The 14,781-nt window shown below is 68.0% G+C and carries 16 protein-coding genes; 7 read left to right on the top strand and 9 right to left on the bottom strand.

Going from position 1 to position 14,781, the window contains the following annotated elements; all coding sequences use genetic code 11:
• The 4 genes from RT051_RS12760 to RT051_RS12745 form a co-directional block, all read right to left on the bottom strand.
• A partial coding sequence (locus tag RT051_RS12760; RefSeq protein ID WP_313077273.1) for an FAD-binding protein occupies positions 1-241 on the bottom strand: 241 nt, incomplete at its 3' end.
• A 49-nt stretch (positions 242-290) separates the two neighbouring features.
• Positions 291-656 carry a succinate dehydrogenase, hydrophobic membrane anchor protein gene (gene sdhD, locus RT051_RS12755; RefSeq protein ID WP_313077272.1) on the bottom strand — a complete coding sequence of 122 codons (366 nt, stop codon included), beginning with the start codon at positions 654-656 and terminating at the stop codon, positions 291-293.
• A 24-nt stretch (positions 657-680) separates the two neighbouring features.
• Entirely contained in the window at positions 681-1,112 is a 432-nt protein-coding gene (gene sdhC, locus RT051_RS12750; protein WP_313077271.1) for a succinate dehydrogenase, cytochrome b556 subunit, read from the bottom strand.
• A gap of 168 nt (positions 1,113-1,280) precedes the next feature.
• Positions 1,281-2,066 carry a GntR family transcriptional regulator gene (locus tag RT051_RS12745; protein ID WP_313077270.1) on the bottom strand — a complete coding sequence of 262 codons (786 nt, stop codon included), beginning with the start codon at positions 2,064-2,066 and terminating at the stop codon, positions 1,281-1,283.
• A gap of 231 nt (positions 2,067-2,297) precedes the next feature.
• On the opposite strand from RT051_RS12745, the gene RT051_RS12740 reads away from it, so the two are divergent.
• The 5 genes from RT051_RS12740 (at position 2,298) to RT051_RS12720 (ending at position 8,776) form a co-directional block, all read left to right on the top strand.
• Positions 2,298-3,284 (top strand): malate dehydrogenase, encoded by a 987-nt coding sequence (locus RT051_RS12740; RefSeq protein WP_313077269.1) that lies wholly within the window; start codon positions 2,298-2,300, stop codon positions 3,282-3,284.
• Between the two features lie 196 nt (positions 3,285-3,480).
• Positions 3,481-4,497, top strand: a complete 1,017-nt coding sequence (locus tag RT051_RS12735; RefSeq protein ID WP_313077268.1) for an HpcH/HpaI aldolase/citrate lyase family protein — start codon at positions 3,481-3,483, stop codon at positions 4,495-4,497.
• Between the two features lie 51 nt (positions 4,498-4,548).
• On the top strand, positions 4,549-5,172 hold the full coding sequence (locus tag RT051_RS12730; RefSeq protein ID WP_313077267.1) for a hypothetical protein: 624 nt from the start codon (positions 4,549-4,551) through the stop codon (positions 5,170-5,172).
• A 132-nt stretch (positions 5,173-5,304) separates the two neighbouring features.
• The gene (acnB, locus tag RT051_RS12725) at positions 5,305-7,896 is read left to right on the top strand and encodes a bifunctional aconitate hydratase 2/2-methylisocitrate dehydratase (RefSeq protein WP_313077266.1); all 2,592 of its coding nucleotides are present in this window, start codon (positions 5,305-5,307) and stop codon (positions 7,894-7,896) included.
• Between the two features lie 118 nt (positions 7,897-8,014).
• Positions 8,015-8,776, top strand: coding sequence for a heparan-alpha-glucosaminide N-acetyltransferase (locus RT051_RS12720; protein WP_313077265.1), 762 nt, complete (start codon positions 8,015-8,017; stop codon positions 8,774-8,776).
• Between the two features lie 68 nt (positions 8,777-8,844).
• On the opposite strand, the gene RT051_RS12715 is transcribed toward RT051_RS12720, so the two are convergent.
• The 5 genes from RT051_RS12715 to RT051_RS12695 all read right to left on the bottom strand — a co-directional run bounded on the left by RT051_RS12715 (position 8,845) and on the right by RT051_RS12695 (position 12,452).
• A complete protein-coding gene (locus tag RT051_RS12715; RefSeq protein ID WP_313077264.1) occupies positions 8,845-9,630 on the bottom strand; it encodes a peptidylprolyl isomerase in 786 nt (261 codons plus the stop codon).
• 62 nt (positions 9,631-9,692) lie between these two features.
• Complete coding sequence (locus RT051_RS12710) at positions 9,693-9,980, bottom strand: BolA family protein (RefSeq protein ID WP_313077262.1); 288 nt, start codon at positions 9,978-9,980, stop codon at positions 9,693-9,695.
• The gene (locus RT051_RS12705) at positions 9,977-10,543 is read right to left on the bottom strand and encodes a septation protein A (RefSeq protein ID WP_313077261.1); all 567 of its coding nucleotides are present in this window, start codon (positions 10,541-10,543) and stop codon (positions 9,977-9,979) included. Before RT051_RS12705 ends, RT051_RS12710 begins: the two co-directional genes overlap by 4 nt.
• Positions 10,544-10,548: 5 nt before the next feature.
• Positions 10,549-10,962, bottom strand: coding sequence for a peptide-methionine (R)-S-oxide reductase MsrB (gene msrB / locus RT051_RS12700; protein ID WP_313077260.1), 414 nt, complete (start codon positions 10,960-10,962; stop codon positions 10,549-10,551).
• Positions 10,959-12,452, bottom strand: a complete 1,494-nt coding sequence (locus RT051_RS12695) for a protein adenylyltransferase SelO (protein WP_313077259.1) — start codon at positions 12,450-12,452, stop codon at positions 10,959-10,961. The genes msrB and RT051_RS12695 overlap by 4 nt, the downstream gene beginning before the upstream one ends.
• 153 nt (positions 12,453-12,605) lie before the next feature.
• On the opposite strand from RT051_RS12695, the gene RT051_RS12690 reads away from it, so the two are divergent.
• The gene (locus RT051_RS12690; protein ID WP_313077258.1) at positions 12,606-14,243 is read left to right on the top strand and encodes a 3-(methylthio)propionyl-CoA ligase; all 1,638 of its coding nucleotides are present in this window, start codon (positions 12,606-12,608) and stop codon (positions 14,241-14,243) included.
• Between the two features lie 126 nt (positions 14,244-14,369).
• Positions 14,370-14,781: ABC transporter substrate-binding protein (locus tag RT051_RS12685; RefSeq protein WP_313077257.1), on the top strand; the 412-nt coding region annotated here is incomplete at its 3' end.

Genomic DNA, 14,781 nt, shown 5'->3' with positions numbered 1-14,781 from the left:
CGCCCTTGATGGTGTCGTAGAAGTGGTAGTGCCAGTTGTCCTCGCTCATGTTGCCGAGGGCGGCCGAGACGCCGCCCTGCGCGGCCACGGTGTGCGAGCGCGTGGGGAAGACCTTGGACAGGCAGGCCACGGACAGGCCGGCGCGCGACAGTTCCAGCGATGCGCGCATGCCGGAGCCGCCGGCCCCGACGATGACGACGTCGAACTTGCGGCGGGCGATATCTTTTTGGGTGTAACTCATGATCGTGGGCTTATGGGGTGCGTGGGTACGAAAAGGGCGTGCACGAGGGTCACAGGCGCCACAGCACCTGCACGGCCCAACCGCCGCAAGCGATCAGCCAGATCGCGGAGAGGGCCTGCAGGAACAGGCGCAGGCCCGCGGGCTTGCCGTAGTCGTACCAGATGCTGCACACGCCCACCCAGGCGTGCCAGATCAGCGCGACGATGACGGCGAAGGTGAGCGCTTTCATCCACTGCGGGGCGAAGATGCCGGCCCAGGTGTCGTAGCCGATGGGGCCCGAGGTGAACAGCACCTTGGCCAGCACCAGCAGGGTGAAGGCGGTCATCAGGGCAGCGGTGATGCGCTGCACCAGGAAGTCGCGCCAGCCGTAGTGGGCACCGACGGCGGTGCGCTTGTAGCCATAGGTAGCGGCCATGGTTTTACTCCTTGAGCGGGTGGATCAGTACAGGCCGAACAGCTTGGCGCCCAGCGCCAGCGTCAGCACCACGGCGGCCACCAGGGTGGCCAGGGCGGTCTGGCGACCGAATTCCTTGGTCGTGTGGTGCGTCACGTCCATCCACAGGTGGCGCACGCCGGCGAACAGGTGGTGCAGGTAGGACCAGATCAGGGCCAGCACGACGAGCTTGAGCAGCCACGCCGGCACGATGCCCAAGCCGCTGGCAAAGGCTGCGCGGAAGGTGCCGAACGAAATCTCGGAGGACACCGATTTGTCGAACAGCCAGATGATCAGGGGCAGCAGCAGGAACATCAGCAGCCCGCTCACGCGGTGCAGGATGGAAACCAGCGCCGCCAGGGGCAGGCGGTAGGTCGGGATGTCGCTGAACAGGTGGATGTTGCGAAACTCAGGCCGTTTCTGGGCAGGCTCGTTCATGGCGTGGGTCCTTCATGGATGTAACTGCGTTGTAATCGGTTGTAGGCGACCAACCCAAAATTCTATTGCAATGCAACATCAGTGCATTGCGGCGATTGCTTATCGTGTGGTGTTTGCGGGCCGCACGGTGTGTTTTCCAGGCCCCGGCCAGGGGCGCGCCGCGGCCCTTCAGCTCAAGTGGTTGTGGTAGTGGTGCGTGTCCGTGCGGTACAGGCCACGGCGTAACTCCATGGGAACATCGTTGTAGGTGTAGGACAGGCGCTCCACGCTCAGCAGCGGCGTGCTGGTGGAGACCGCCAGGCGCTCGGCCTGCTGCTCGTCGGGCAGCACGGCGCGCAGTTTCTCCTCGGCACGCACCATGCGCACGCCGAAGTCGAGCTCGAACATGGCGTAGGTCGGCCCCTGGTAGCTGGCCATCTGCTCGGCCGTGAGGCCCTTGAAGGCCTGGCCCGGCAGCCAGATGTCCTCCAGGATGGTCGGCAGGCCGGCAAACGACAGGATGCGCCGCGCCAGCATGACCGCATCGCCCGTGCGCAGCGCCAGGGCGCGAGCCACGTCGGCACTGGCGCGCTGGCGCCGGCATTCCAGGATGGTGCGCTGCGCGCGCAGCTCGCCCTGGCTTTCGCCACCGTCGGGCAGAAGCTTGAGGAAGCGGTACTGCACGCGCTGCTCTGCGTGCGTGGCGACGAAGGTGCCCTTGCCCTGGCGGCGCGTGAGCAGGTTGTCGGCGGCCAGCTCGTCGATGGCCTTGCGCACCGTGCCCTGGCTGACGCGAAAGCGCGCGGCCAGCTCCATCTCGCTGGGAATGGCCTCCCCGGGCTTCCATTCGCCGTGCTGCAGGCTGTGCAGGATCAGGCCCTTGATCTGCTGGTAGAGCGGACTGAAGGCGGGCGCCTGCGTCAGCGGGCTGCTGCCGGCGGCGCCTTCGGAGGCGGGTGGGGCGGTGGAGGACATGGGCAGGGATGCGGCGCAACGGGGCGCGCCGAAACTGAGGGAGCGGAGGACGGCGCGGGCGCTATGGTCTTGCAATGATAATCTTATATAAGACATAAGACAAATTGACCGGCGCGCGCTTTCGGCGCTACACTTCGCAACTGTTTTGCCGGGCACGAAAGCTGCTGATGACGCGCTGGTGCTGCCCTGCAGCACAGACCCATTCACCGTTGTGTCATCTGGAGTTTTCCCATGAGCAAGAAGCCCGTCCGTGTCGCCGTCACCGGAGCAGCCGGCCAGATCGGTTACGCCCTGCTGTTCCGTATCGCCTCCGGCGAAATGCTGGGCAAGGACCAGCCCGTCATCCTGCAGCTGCTGGAGATCCCCGACGAGAAGGCCCAGAACGCGCTCAAGGGCGTGATCATGGAACTGGAAGACTGCGCCTTCCCGCTGCTGGCCGGCATCGAGGCCCACTCCGACCCCATGACGGCCTTCAAGGACACGGACTACGCCCTGCTGGTGGGTGCCCGCCCGCGCGGCCCCGGCATGGAGCGCGCCGACCTGCTGGCGGCCAACGCGCAGATCTTCACCGCCCAGGGCAAGGCGCTGAACGCGGTTGCTTCGCGCGACGTCAAGGTGCTGGTGGTGGGCAACCCGGCCAACACCAACGCCTACATCGCCATGAAGAGCGCGCCCGATCTGCCGCGCGAGAACTTCACCGCCATGCTGCGTCTGGACCACAACCGCGCGGCCTCGCAACTGGCCTCCAAGGGCGGCTTCAAGGTCGGCGACATCCGCAAGCTCACGGTCTGGGGCAACCACTCGCCCACCATGTACGCCGACTACCGCTTCGCCACCGTCGATGGCAAGTCGGTCAAGGACGCCATCAACGACGCTGCCTGGAACAAGGACGTGTTCCTGCCCACCGTGGGCAAGCGCGGCGCGGCCATCATCGCCGCGCGCGGCCTGTCGTCCGCCGCTTCGGCCGCCAACGCCGCCATCGACCACATGCGCGACTGGGCCCTGGGCAGCCAGGGCGAATGGGTGACCATGGGCGTGCCCTCCAACGGCGAGTACGGCATTCCGAAGGACATCGTCTTCGGCTTCCCCGTGACCACCGAGGGCGGCAAGTACAAGATCGTCGAGGGTCTGGACATCGACGCCTTCTCGCAGGAGCGCATCGACGCCACCCTGGCCGAGCTGCAGGGCGAGCAGGATGGCGTGAAGCACCTGCTCTGAAAAAGAGAGCTGCATGCCCTGCAGTGGCGTGGGTTTCGGAGGGTTTTCTCCGGAATTTGGCGCTGCTCCAGGGCAGGATGCTCTATTTTTGATAGTAAAAGGCCGGCGGCTGCTCCTGCCGCCCCGGCCCGAGACTTTCCAGCCCCTCGCGCCAACAACCCCGGCCACGCAAGCCCCACGTCCTGCCTCCTGACCCATGACCCCAGCCTCCTCCCACCCCCGCGACGTGCTCCTGGACGCCCAGGCGGCCACGGCGCGCCTGCCGGTGTGCGATCACTACAGCGGCGTGGAGGCGCGCATGCGCAAGAGCCTGCAGCTGCAGCAGGAGCTGACGCAGGAGTTCGGCCACTGCGTGGTCGATGTGACGCTGGACTGCGAGGACGGCGCCCCCGTGGGTGAGGAGCGCGCGCACGCCGAACTGGTGGCGCGTCTCGCTCTCGCTGCCGCGCCCGGCAACCGGGTGGCGGCGCGCGTGCACACCGTGGACCACCCGGCCTTCGCTCAGGACGTGGAGATCATCGCCGGCCAGGCCGGCCGCCGCCTGTGCCACCTGATGCTGCCCAAGGTCGAGTCGGTCGATGACGTGTTGCGCGCCGAACGGCTGCTGGACGCGGCCGGCGCGCGCGAGCTGCCGCTGCACGCGCTGATCGAATCGCCGGCGGCGGTGCATCGCGCCTTCGAGATCGCCGCGCACCCGCGCATCCAGAGCCTGAGCTTTGGTCTGATGGACTTCGTCTCGGCCCACGGTGGCGCCATCCCCGCCTCGGCCATGGGCGCGCAGGGCCAGTTCGAGCACCCCCTGGTGGTGCGCGCCAAGCTGGAGATCGCCGCCGCCTGCCACGCCCACGGCAAGATGCCCTCGCACTGCGTGGTCACCGAGTTCAGCGACGGCGCCGCCCTGCAGGCGGCCGCCACGCGCGCCGCGCAGGAGTTCGGCTACACCCGCATGTGGAGCATCCACCCGGCGCAGATCCGGCCCATCCTGGCGGCCTTCGCGCCCCAGGCCGACGAGGTCGAGCGCGCCGCGCGCATCCTGCTGGCCGCCGCGGCCGCCGGCTGGGCGCCCATCAGCGACGCGGGCGCGCTGCACGACCGCGCCAGCTACCGCTATTTCTGGCAAGTGCTCGAACGCGCGCACCAGACCGGCCAGCGGCTTGCGCCCCCGGTGCAAGCCTGGTTTCAGGGTGCGGCGACAATAGCGCCCGCGGGCTGACCGGCCCGCGTCCGTCGTCGTCCTCTCACCCGTTTCGCTGCAGGAGTCCCCATGAAGACCCTCATTCCTTGCGCCCTGATGTTGCTGGCCCCCACCTGGGCCTGGTCACAAGCCGCACCCACGCAGCCGGCCCAGCCCGCGGCCAAGGCAGAAGCCAAGAGCAAGACTGCCGCCAAGCCGGCCGCCAGGGCCATTGCCAAGAGCAACAAGGGGGCCAAGAACGCGCAGGTGGCCAAGGTGTCGCCGCCCAGCAGCCGCACGCTGCTGCACAGCACCGCGGTGCAGGCGGCCGCGGGCCTCGCAGCCGCCGAGGCCGCGCTCAGCCCCGAGGAGCTCGCCATCTCCGAGCGCGTGCACACCGGCCACATCGCCTGCGAGCTGGGCGCGTCGGTGGACATCCAGCCCGACGCCCAGTCGCCCGGGCGCTTCCACGTGCAGGGCAAGGGCTTCAAGTACCACATGGCGCCCGTGGCCACCTCCACCGGCGCGGTGCGCCTGGAGGACGCGCGCGCCGGCGCCGTGTGGATCCAGATCGCCAACAAATCCATGCTCATGAACCAGAAGCTCGGCCAGCGCATGGCCGACGAGTGCATGAGCCCGGAGCAGTACACCGTGGCCGAGGCCATCAAGAAGTCGCCCCAGCAAAGCCTGCTCGACAGCGTCGGCAACCGCTAGCCGGACGTCCCTCACCTCTGACCTGCCCCACCGGCCAACGCGCTGCGGCATGCGCGGCGCGCTGGCCGGTCCTGCGCCCGGCCCACCCCTTTGACCCACACTTTTGACCATCATCCCCGGGAGAACGAAGACATGTTGAAAGCCTACCGCGACCACGTGGCCGAGCGCGCCGCGCTCGGCATCCCCCCGCTGCCGCTCGACGCGAAGCAGACCGCCGAGCTGATCGAGCTGATCAAGAACCCTCCGGCCGGCGAGGCCGGGTTCCTGCTCGACCTGCTCACGCACCGCGTGCCGCCGGGCGTGGACGATGCGGCCAAGGTCAAGGCCTCGTTCCTGGCCGCCGTCGCGCACGGTGATCTGGCAGTGGAGCTGATCTCACGCGCCAAGGCCACCGAGCTGCTGGGCACCATGGTGGGCGGGTACAACGTGCATCCGCTGATCGAACTGCTGGACGACGCCGAAGTGGCGGGCGTGGCGGCCGAGGCGCTGAAGAAGACGCTCCTGATGTTCGACTTCTTCAACGACGTGTCTGTGAAGGCCAAGGCCGGCAACGCCAAGGCTAAGGAAGTGATGCAAAGCTGGGCCGACGCCGAGTGGTTCACCAGCCGCCCCGAGGTCGAGAAGAAGATCACCGTCACCGTCTTCAAGGTGCCCGGCGAGACCAACACCGACGACCTGTCGCCCGCGCCCGACGCCTGGAGCCGTCCCGACATCCCGCTGCACTACCTGGCGATGCTGAAGAACACCCGCCCCGACGCGGCCTTCAAGCCCGAGGAAGACGGCAAGCGCGGCCCCATGCAGTTCATCGAGGACCTGAAGGCCAAGGGCCACCTGGTGGCCTATGTGGGCGACGTGGTGGGCACCGGCTCCAGCCGCAAGTCGGCCACCAACAGCGTGATCTGGGCCACGGGCCAGGACATTCCCTTCGTGCCCAACAAGCGTTTCGGCGGCGTGACGCTGGGCGGCAAGATCGCTCCCATCTTCTTCAACACGCAGGAAGACTCCGGTGCGCTGCCCATCGAGGTGGACGTGTCCAAGCTGGAAATGGGTGACGTCATCGACGTGCTGCCCTACGACGGCAAGATCGTCAAGAACGGCGAGACCGTGGCCGAGTTCGCGCTCAAGAGCGACGTGCTGCTGGACGAAGTGCGCGCCGGCGGTCGCATCAACCTGATCATCGGCCGCTCGCTCACGGCCAAGGCGCGCGAGGCCCTGGGCCTGCCCGCGTCGACCGCCTTCCGCCTGCCCCAGGCGCCTGCCGAATCCAAGGCCGGCTTCACGTTGGCGCAGAAGATGGTCGGCCGCGCCGTCGGCCTGCCGGAAGGCCAGGGCGTGCGCCCCGGCACCTACTGCGAGCCGCGCATGACCACCGTGGGCAGCCAGGACACCACCGGCCCCATGACGCGCGACGAATTGAAAGACCTGGCCTGCCTGGGCTTCTCGGCCGACCTGGTCATGCAGTCGTTCTGCCATACGGCCGCGTACCCCAAGCCCGTGGACGTCAGGACGCATCGCGAACTGCCCGCATTCATCAGCAGCCGCGGCGGCGTGGCGCTGCGTCCGGGCGACGGCGTAATCCACAGCTGGCTCAACCGCCTGCTGCTGCCGGACACCGTGGGCACGGGCGGCGACTCGCACACGCGCTTCCCCATCGGCATCAGCTTCCCCGCGGGCTCCGGCCTGGTGGCCTTCGGCGCGGCCACGGGCGTCATGCCGCTGGACATGCCGGAATCGGTGCTGGTGCGCTTCAAGGGCGAGATGCAGCCGGGCGTGACGCTGCGCGACCTGGTGCACGCCATTCCGCTCTACGCCATCAAGGCGGGCCTGCTCACGGTGGCCAAGGCCGGCAAGAAGAACGTGTTCTCGGGCCGCATCCTGGAAATCGAGGGCCTGCCCCAGCTCAAGGTCGAGCAGGCCTTCGAGCTGTCCGACGCTTCGGCCGAGCGCAGCGCCGCCGGCTGCACCATCAAGCTGGACAAGGAGCCGGTCATCGAGTACCTGAAGTCGAACATCGTTCTGATGAAGAACATGATCGCCGACGGCTACCAGGACGCCAAGACCCTCGCGCGCCGCATCGAGAAGGTGGAGCAGTGGCTGGCCAACCCCGAGCTGCTGGAGGCCGACAAGGACGCCGAGTACGCTGCCGTGATCGAGATCGACATGAGCGACATCAAGGAGCCCATCGTCTGCTGCCCCAACGACCCGGACGACGCCAAGTTCCTGTCCGAAGTCGCCGGGACCAAGATCGACGAGGCCTTCATCGGCTCGTGCATGACCAACATCGGCCACTTCCGCGCAGCCGCCAAGCTGCTGGGCGGCCAGCGCGACATCCCCGTCAAGCTGTGGGTCGCGCCGCCCACCAAGATGGACCAGAGCGAGCTGATCAAGGAAGGCCACTACGCCGCTTTCGGCACGGCCGGCGCACGCACCGAAATGCCCGGCTGCTCGTTGTGCATGGGCAACCAGGCGCAGGTGCGCGAAGGCGCGACGGTGATCTCCACCTCGACCCGCAACTTCCCCAACCGCCTGGGCAAGAACACCAACGTGTTCCTGGGCTCGGCCGAGCTGGCCGCCATCGCCTCGCGCCTGGGCCACCTGCCGACGAAGGAGGAGTACCTGGCCGAGATGGGTGTGATCGACGCCGACAAGGCGAGCGTCTACCGCTACCTGAACTTCGACCAGATCGAGGAGTACGCCGAAGCGGCCGAAGGCGTGTCCGCCTGAGACTCCCCGCTCCCTCTGCCGTGCCGCGGGAGAGGGGGTCAGAGTGAAAGCCTGCAAGCCTGAGAGCGTGAACACGTTCTGCAGGCCGGCGGGCTTTTTTTCCACCAGGGGTTCCTGCATGACTGTCCCATTGCACCCGCCTGCCCATGCGCGCTTTGCGCGCCTGGACGCGCTGCGTGGCCTGGCGCTGGTGTGGATGACGTTCTACCACCTGGCATTCGACCTGAACCACTTCGGCCTGTGGCGCCAGGACTTCCTGCGCGACCCGTTCTGGACGCTGCAGCGCACGGCCATCGTCACCCTGTTCTTGCTGTGCGCCGGCCTGGGCCAGTCGGTGGCCGGGCAGCAGGGCGTGCCGTGCCAGCGGTTCCTGCGCCGCTGGACGCAGGTGGCCGCGTGCGCGCTGCTGGTCAGCGCGGGCTCCTATCTGCTGTTTCCGCTCAGTTTCATCCACTTCGGGGTGCTGCACGCTCTGGCGGTGATGCTGATGGTGGCGCGCCTGAGTGTGCACTGGCGCGCGGGGGTGCTGCTGCTGGCTGGTGCCGGGGCGCTGGCACTGCCCTCCCTGGTGCAGCTGCTGCCTGCCGGGACCCTCACCGAGGCCCTGAACGGCCGCAGCCACAACTGGCTCGGGCTGGTCACGCGCAGGCCCTACACCGAGGACTACGTGCCGGTCTTTCCGTGGCTGGGCGTGGTGTGGTGGGGCCTGGCCCTGGGCCGCTGGCTGCTGGCCCGGCCCTCGCAGCCGCTGGCCGGGCCCCTGCCCGCCGGGGCCGCGCCGCTGGCCTGGCTGGGCCGGCATTCGCTCAGCTACTACATGCTGCACCAGCCAGTGATGATCCTGGCGCTGATGGTCTGGCAGCGCTACTTCTCCTCCTGAGCACCGCCCACACGCGCCCAAAGAAAAACGCGGCCCGGGCCGCGTTTTTCAAGAAGGGGTAGGGCCGATTACTCGACCTTGGCCTTGGCACGCAGGTCTTCCTGGAACTTCATCAGCTTCTGCTGTTCCATCTGCTGGGCCACCTGGGGCTTGACTTCTTCCAGTTTGGGCAGCTCGGCCTCGCGCACGTCGTCCAGGCGGATGATGTGCCAGCCGAACTGGCTCTTGACGGGCTCCTGCGTGGTCTTGCCCTTCTCCAGCTTGACCAGCGCCTCGCTGAACTCGGGCACATAGCTGGCGGGGTTGGCCCAGTCGAGGTCGCCGCCGCGCGCGCCGGAGCCGGGGTCCTTGGACTGCTTCCTGGCGATGTCCTCGAACTTGCCGCCCTTCTTGAGCTGCGCGAGGATGGCGCGGGCCTCGTCTTCCTTTTCGACCAGGATATGGCTGGCCTTGTATTCCTTGCCACCGTTGGCGGCAGCGAACTTGTCGTACTCGGCCTTGATCTCCGCGTCGGTGACGGGGTTCTTCTTCTGGTAGTCAGCAAACAGTTCGCGGATCAGAATGGTCTGGCGCGCCAGCTCCATCTGCGCCTTGTAGTCCGGCGAGGCTTCCAGGCCGCGCCGCTGCGCCTCCTGCATGAAGATTTCGCGCGCAATCACTTCTTCCCGGATCTGGGCTTCGAGTTCGGGCGTGACCGGGCGGCCCGAGCGCTCGACCTGCTGCTTGAGAACCTCGGCGCGCTCCTTGGGCACGGGCTTGCCGTTGACGATGGCGATGTTCTGTGCCGCCGCGGGCAGGGCAACCGCGCCCAGCATGGCTGCGGCCACCAGGCCGGACAGGAGCTTGTTCTTCATGGAAGGAAAGGGAGTGGGAAAGGGGTGGGGCCGGGCCCGGGGCGTTGCCGATTGCAGTGCGATCACAGGGTCTCGATGGCGATGGCATGGGCGCCGGCGTCTATGAAAACGCGCAGCGCATCATACACAAGCCGGTGCTGCGCAACGCGGCGCTGGCCCTCGAACAAGGGCGAGGCCACGCGTACGCGAAAGTGCGTGCCAAAGCCCGTGCCGTTGGCGCCGGGATGACCCTCGTGCTGCCAGCTCTCGTCCAGCACTTCCAGGAAGGTGGGTTGTAGCGTGGCCTGCAGGTGGGCCTGCATGGCCTCGGCGGTGATGGCCACGGGGGCCTGGATGGTGGTGTCGTTCATGGCTGTGCGTCCTTGGCGTGGGGCGAGCTGCCCTCGCCGTCCTTGATGAAGCGGCTCAGGTAGAGCCCCTGGGCCACCACGAAGGCGAGCATGAGCCCGATGCCGCCAAAGAGCTTGAAGCTGACCCAGGTGTCGGTGTCGAAGCGGTGTGCCACCCAGAGGTTGAGCACCCCCATGACGGCAAAGAAGCCCGTCCAGGCCCAGTTGAGCTGGCGCCAGGCGGCGTCGGGCAGCGTGATCTGGCTGCCCATCAGCGTGCGGATGAAGTTCTTGCGCAGCAGCACCTGCCCGACCAGCAGCGCGCCGCCCATCAGCCAGTACAGCACCGTGGGCTTCCACTTGATGAAGGTCTCGCTCTGCGCGAGCAGCGTGGCGCCGCCGAAGAGCACGATGACGCCCAGGCTCATCCACTGCATGGGCTCCACCCGCCCGTGGCGCAGGCGCAAATAGGCGATCTGCGCCACGGTGGCGACGATGGCCACGGCCGTGGCCACGTAGATGCCCCACAGCTTGAATGCGGCGAAGAACAGCGCGATGGGGAGAAAGTCGATCAGCAGTTTCATGAAAGTTACGTCGCGGGCGGCTCGAAGTCGAGCGAGGCGGAGTTCATGCAGTAGCGCAGGCCCGTGGGGGCCGGCCCGTCCGGGAAGACGTGGCCGAGGTGGGCGCCGCATTGTGCACAAACGGTCTCGGTGCGCACCATGCCGTGGCTGCGGTCCTCGATCTCGCGGATGGCGCCGGGCACGGCCTCGGAGAAGCTCGGCCAGCCGCAGCCGGCGTCGAACTTCGTTGCCGAGTCGAACAATTTGGCGCCGCAGCACACGCAGTGGTAGCTGCCATCGGCCCAGTGCCGCTCGTACTTGCCGGTGAAGGGGCGCTCGGTGGCCGCGCGGCGCGTGACCTCGAAGGCGCGCGGCTCGGCGCCGCGCTGCTGCAGGTGGGCCTGCCACTCGGTGTCGGTCTTGTGGATGGGGTAGGTCATGAGGAGCAACTGATGGAGAGGTGGGCCGCCCAGTCGGGCGGAAAGCCGGCGTGGGCGTCATGGCCCGGGTGCTCGTCGAACGGGCGCGCCAGCAGCGTCTGCAGCGTTTGGACTTCGCTGAAGTCCCCGAGTTTCGCTGCCCGGATGGCCTGTTCGGCCAGGTGGTTGCGCAGCACGAACCTGGGGTTGCTCCTGAGCATCAAATCGGCCGCAAACCCGCGCTCCTGCTGGGCCAGCAGCTCCTGATAGGTGAGCAGCCAGGCGTCGATGCCGGCACCATCCAGGAACAGGTCGCGCACCGCGCCGAAGTCGCCCGTGGCCACGGCCTGCGACAGGCGCCGCCAGAAGATCGGGTAGTCCACCCGGTCGGCCGCCAGCAGCGCCAGCAGCTGCTGCAGCAGGCCGGCATCGTCGCCCTGCACGGCCGCGCCCAGGCCCAGCTTGGCGCGCATGAGCGCGAGGTAGGCGTGGTTGAGGGTGGCCTCATAGCCCGCCAGCGCCGACTGTGCGGCCTGCACGTCGTCGATCAGCGGCATCAGTGCCTGCGCCAGCCGGTGCAGGTTCCACCAGGCCACGGTCGGCTGGCGGTCGAAGGCATAGCGCCCCTGCGCGTCGCTGTGGTTGCAGATGTGCCCGGGGTCGTAGGCGTCCAGGAACTGAAAGGGCCCGTAGTCCAGCGTCAGGCCCAGGATGCTCATGTTGTCGGTGTTCATCACGCCGTGGCAAAAGCCCACGGCCTGCCACTGCGCCAGCAGTCGCGCGGTGCGCTCGGTGACGGCCTCCAGCAGCGCAGCGTAGGCGGCGCGCTGCGGGCCGGCGTTGGCGCGGCAGGCGGGGTAGTGGCGCTCGATCACGTGGTCGGCCAGGGCGCGCAGCTCGTCGGTGTGGCCGCGCGCGGCGAAGTGCTCGAAATGGCCGAAGCGGATGAAGCTCTCGGCCAGGCGCGTGACGACCGCGGCCGTCTCCAGCTCTTCGCGCGCCACCAGGGCGGGCGAGCCGGTCACGCACAGCGCCCGCGTGGTCGGTATGCCCAGCGCATGCATGGCCTCGCTGCACAGGAATTCGCGGATCGACGAGCGCAGCACCGCGCGACCATCGCCCATGCGCGAGAACGGCGTGCGTCCGCTGCCCTTGAGCTGCAGCTCCTGGCCGCAGGTCTGGCCCAGCAGCAGCGCGCGGCCATCGCCCAGCTGCCCGGCCCAGACGCCGAACTGGTGGCCACTGTAGATGGTGGCCACGGGCCGGCTGCCCGGCAGCAGGGTGTTGCCGGTGAAGGCGGCCAGCATCTCGGGCGAGCGCTGCCAGCCCTCGGGCAGGCCGATCAGCGCGCCCGCCTGCGCGCTGGTGCCGACCCAGTACGGGTCCGCCAGGGGCTGGGGCAGCACGTCGCGCACGAAGGCGGGCCCCAGGTCGGCAAAACCGTCCTGCCACGCGGGGCACCACACGGATGCATCGCGCGTCGGGGCGGGCGAGGGCGCGGAATCGGTCATGCGGGCCATTGTCGGCGCGGCGCGCTACACCCGCTTCGCGCATGGCCTTACCGGTGCTTTTCCTGATGGCAAGGTGACAGTGGGACCGGTTTTTCGCCGCTACGATGCCGCGTCCGTTTTTCCTGATCCCACACGTTTCCAAGGAGCCGTTCCATGCTGGGCCTGATGCAGAGCCAACCTCTTTTGATCTCCTCGCTCATCACCTTCGCCGAGCGGCACCACGGTGACGGGGAGATCGTCTCGCGCCGGGTCGAGGGCGACATCCACCGCTATACCTACCGCGACCTGGCGCGCCGCTCGCGTCAGCTGGCCCACACACTCGATGCCCTGGGCCTGGGCAGGGGCGACCGCGTGGCATCGCTGGCCTGGAACGGCTACCGCCACATGGAGATGTACTTCGGCGTCTCCGGCTCGGGCCGGGTGCTGCACACCATCAACCCGCGCCTGCACCCTGAGCAGATCGCCTGGATCGTCAACCACGCCGAGGACCAGGCGCTGTGCTTCGACCTCACCTTCCTGCCGCTGGTGCAGGCCGTGCACGCCAAGTGCCCCACGGTGAAGAAGTGGGTGGCCCTGTGCGATGCCGACCGCCTGCCGCAGGATTCGGGCGTCCCCGGCCTGGTGAGCTACGAGGACTGGATCGGCGCAGCATCGGACGACTACCGCTGGCCCGAGCTCGACGAGAACACCGCCTCCAGCCTGTGCTACACCAGCGGCACCACGGGCAACCCCAAGGGCGCGCTCTACAGCCACCGCTCCACGGTGCTGCACGCCTATGCCGCGGCGCTGCCCGACGTGATGTGCCTGTCGGCGCGCGATGCCGTGCTGCCGGTGGTGCCCATGTTCCACGTCAACGCCTGGGGCCTGCCGTATTCGGCAGCGCTCACCGGCTGCAAGGTGGTCTTCCCCGGCCCGGCGCTGGACGGCAAGTCGGTCTATGAGCTGATCGAGGCCGAGGGCGTCACTTTCGCCGCGGGCGTGCCCACCGTCTGGCAGATGCTGCTCAACCACGTGGGCAGCACCGGCGGCAAGTTCAGCACGCTCAACCGCACCGTGATCGGCGGCTCGGCCTGCCCGCCGGCCATGATCACCGCCTTCCAGGAAGGCTACGGCGTGACGGTGCTGCACGCCTGGGGCATGACGGAGATGAGCCCGCTGGGCACGCTCGCCTCGCTCAAGAACAAGCACCTGCGCCTGCCCGAGAGCGAGCAGATGCACTGGCTGCAGAAGCAGGGCCGCGCCATCTTCGGGGTGGACATGAAGATCGTCGACGGCGAGGGCCGCGAGCTGCCCTGGGACGGCAAGACCTACGGCGACCTGCTGGTGCGCGGGCCCTGGGTGCTCGACAGCTACTACCGCGGCTCCAGCCCGCTGCTCAAGGACGCGGACGGCCACGGCTGGTTCCCCACGGGCGACGTGGCCACCATCGACGAGGACGGATTCATGCAGATCACCGACCGCAGCAAGGACGTGATCAAGTCCGGCGGCGAGTGGATCAGCTCCATCGACATCGAGAACATCGCCATGGCCCACCCGGCCGTGGCCATGGCCGCCTGCATCGGCATGCCGCACCCCAAGTGGGACGAGCGGCCCATCGTCGCGGTGATGAAGAAGCCCGGCTCGGAGGTGACGCGCGAGGATCTGCTGGCCTTCTACGAGGGCAAGACGGCCAAGTGGCAGATCCCCGACGATGTGGTTTTCGTCGATGCCATCCCGCTGGGCGCCACCGGCAAGATGCTCAAGACGCGCCTGCGCGAGCAGCTGGCTGACTACCGCCTGCCCGGGCTCTGAGGAGCGCGTCCCTGGCGGCAGTCGCTTGGGCGATAGCTGCTAGGGGCAATCCCTGAATGGGAAGGGGGTGCGGGCTTGTACGCTGCCCAGGTCACAACAAAGCCTATCGGACAAGGAGACAAGCCCATGAAATTCGCGCTCAAGATGGTCGCCGCCGGCACGCTGCTGGCCTGCACGGGTGCTGCCTTCGCCCAGAAGGGCGAGACGGTGAAGATCGCTTGGCTGGATCCGTTGTCGGGCCTGATGGCGGCCGTGGGCACGAACCAGCTCAAGACCTGGCAGTTCCTGGCCGAGGAGTTCAACAAGAAGAACGCCTCGGGCGTGAAGTTCGAGATCATCGGCATCGACAACAAGCTCTCGCCCCAGGAGACCACCAGCGCCCTGCGCTCGGCCATGGACCAGGGTGCGCGCTACGTGGTGCAGGGCAACGGTTCGGGCCCCGCGCTGGCCATCATGGACGCGCTGGACAAGCACAATGCGCGAAACCCCGGCAAGGAGGTGCTGTACCTGAACTACGCCGCGGTGGACCCGGACCTCA

It is taken from the genome of Melaminivora sp., from assembly GCF_032059615.1.
Lineage (GTDB): Bacteria > Pseudomonadota > Gammaproteobacteria > Burkholderiales > Burkholderiaceae_C > Melaminivora.
The sequence above is the reverse complement of the archived record's forward strand: the minus strand, read 5'-3'. Positions and strand labels throughout refer to the sequence as shown.

What these genes read in the sequence shown, in the direction of transcription:
- msrB (WP_313077260.1), bottom strand. Translation starts at nt 10,962, where the DNA reads ATGACCTACCCCATCCACAAGACCGACACCGAGTGGCAGGCCCACCTG.
- RT051_RS12745 (WP_313077270.1), bottom strand. Translation starts at nt 2,066, where the DNA reads ATGTCCTCCACCGCCCCACCCGCCTCCGAAGGCGCCGCCGGCAGCAGC.
- RT051_RS12740 (WP_313077269.1), top strand. Translation starts at nt 2,298, where the DNA reads ATGAGCAAGAAGCCCGTCCGTGTCGCCGTCACCGGAGCAGCCGGCCAG.
- RT051_RS12710 (WP_313077262.1), bottom strand. Translation starts at nt 9,980, where the DNA reads ATGAACGACACCACCATCCAGGCCCCCGTGGCCATCACCGCCGAGGCC.
- RT051_RS12690 (WP_313077258.1), top strand. Translation starts at nt 12,606, where the DNA reads ATGCTGGGCCTGATGCAGAGCCAACCTCTTTTGATCTCCTCGCTCATC.
- sdhC (WP_313077271.1), bottom strand. Translation starts at nt 1,112, where the DNA reads ATGAACGAGCCTGCCCAGAAACGGCCTGAGTTTCGCAACATCCACCTG.
- RT051_RS12730 (WP_313077267.1), top strand. Translation starts at nt 4,549, where the DNA reads ATGAAGACCCTCATTCCTTGCGCCCTGATGTTGCTGGCCCCCACCTGG.
- sdhD (WP_313077272.1), bottom strand. Translation starts at nt 656, where the DNA reads ATGGCCGCTACCTATGGCTACAAGCGCACCGCCGTCGGTGCCCACTAC.
- RT051_RS12735 (WP_313077268.1), top strand. Translation starts at nt 3,481, where the DNA reads ATGACCCCAGCCTCCTCCCACCCCCGCGACGTGCTCCTGGACGCCCAG.
- RT051_RS12715 (WP_313077264.1), bottom strand. Translation starts at nt 9,630, where the DNA reads ATGAAGAACAAGCTCCTGTCCGGCCTGGTGGCCGCAGCCATGCTGGGC.
- RT051_RS12705 (WP_313077261.1), bottom strand. Translation starts at nt 10,543, where the DNA reads ATGAAACTGCTGATCGACTTTCTCCCCATCGCGCTGTTCTTCGCCGCA.
- acnB (WP_313077266.1), top strand. Translation starts at nt 5,305, where the DNA reads ATGTTGAAAGCCTACCGCGACCACGTGGCCGAGCGCGCCGCGCTCGGC.
- RT051_RS12720 (WP_313077265.1), top strand. Translation starts at nt 8,015, where the DNA reads ATGACTGTCCCATTGCACCCGCCTGCCCATGCGCGCTTTGCGCGCCTG.
- RT051_RS12695 (WP_313077259.1), bottom strand. Translation starts at nt 12,452, where the DNA reads ATGACCGATTCCGCGCCCTCGCCCGCCCCGACGCGCGATGCATCCGTG.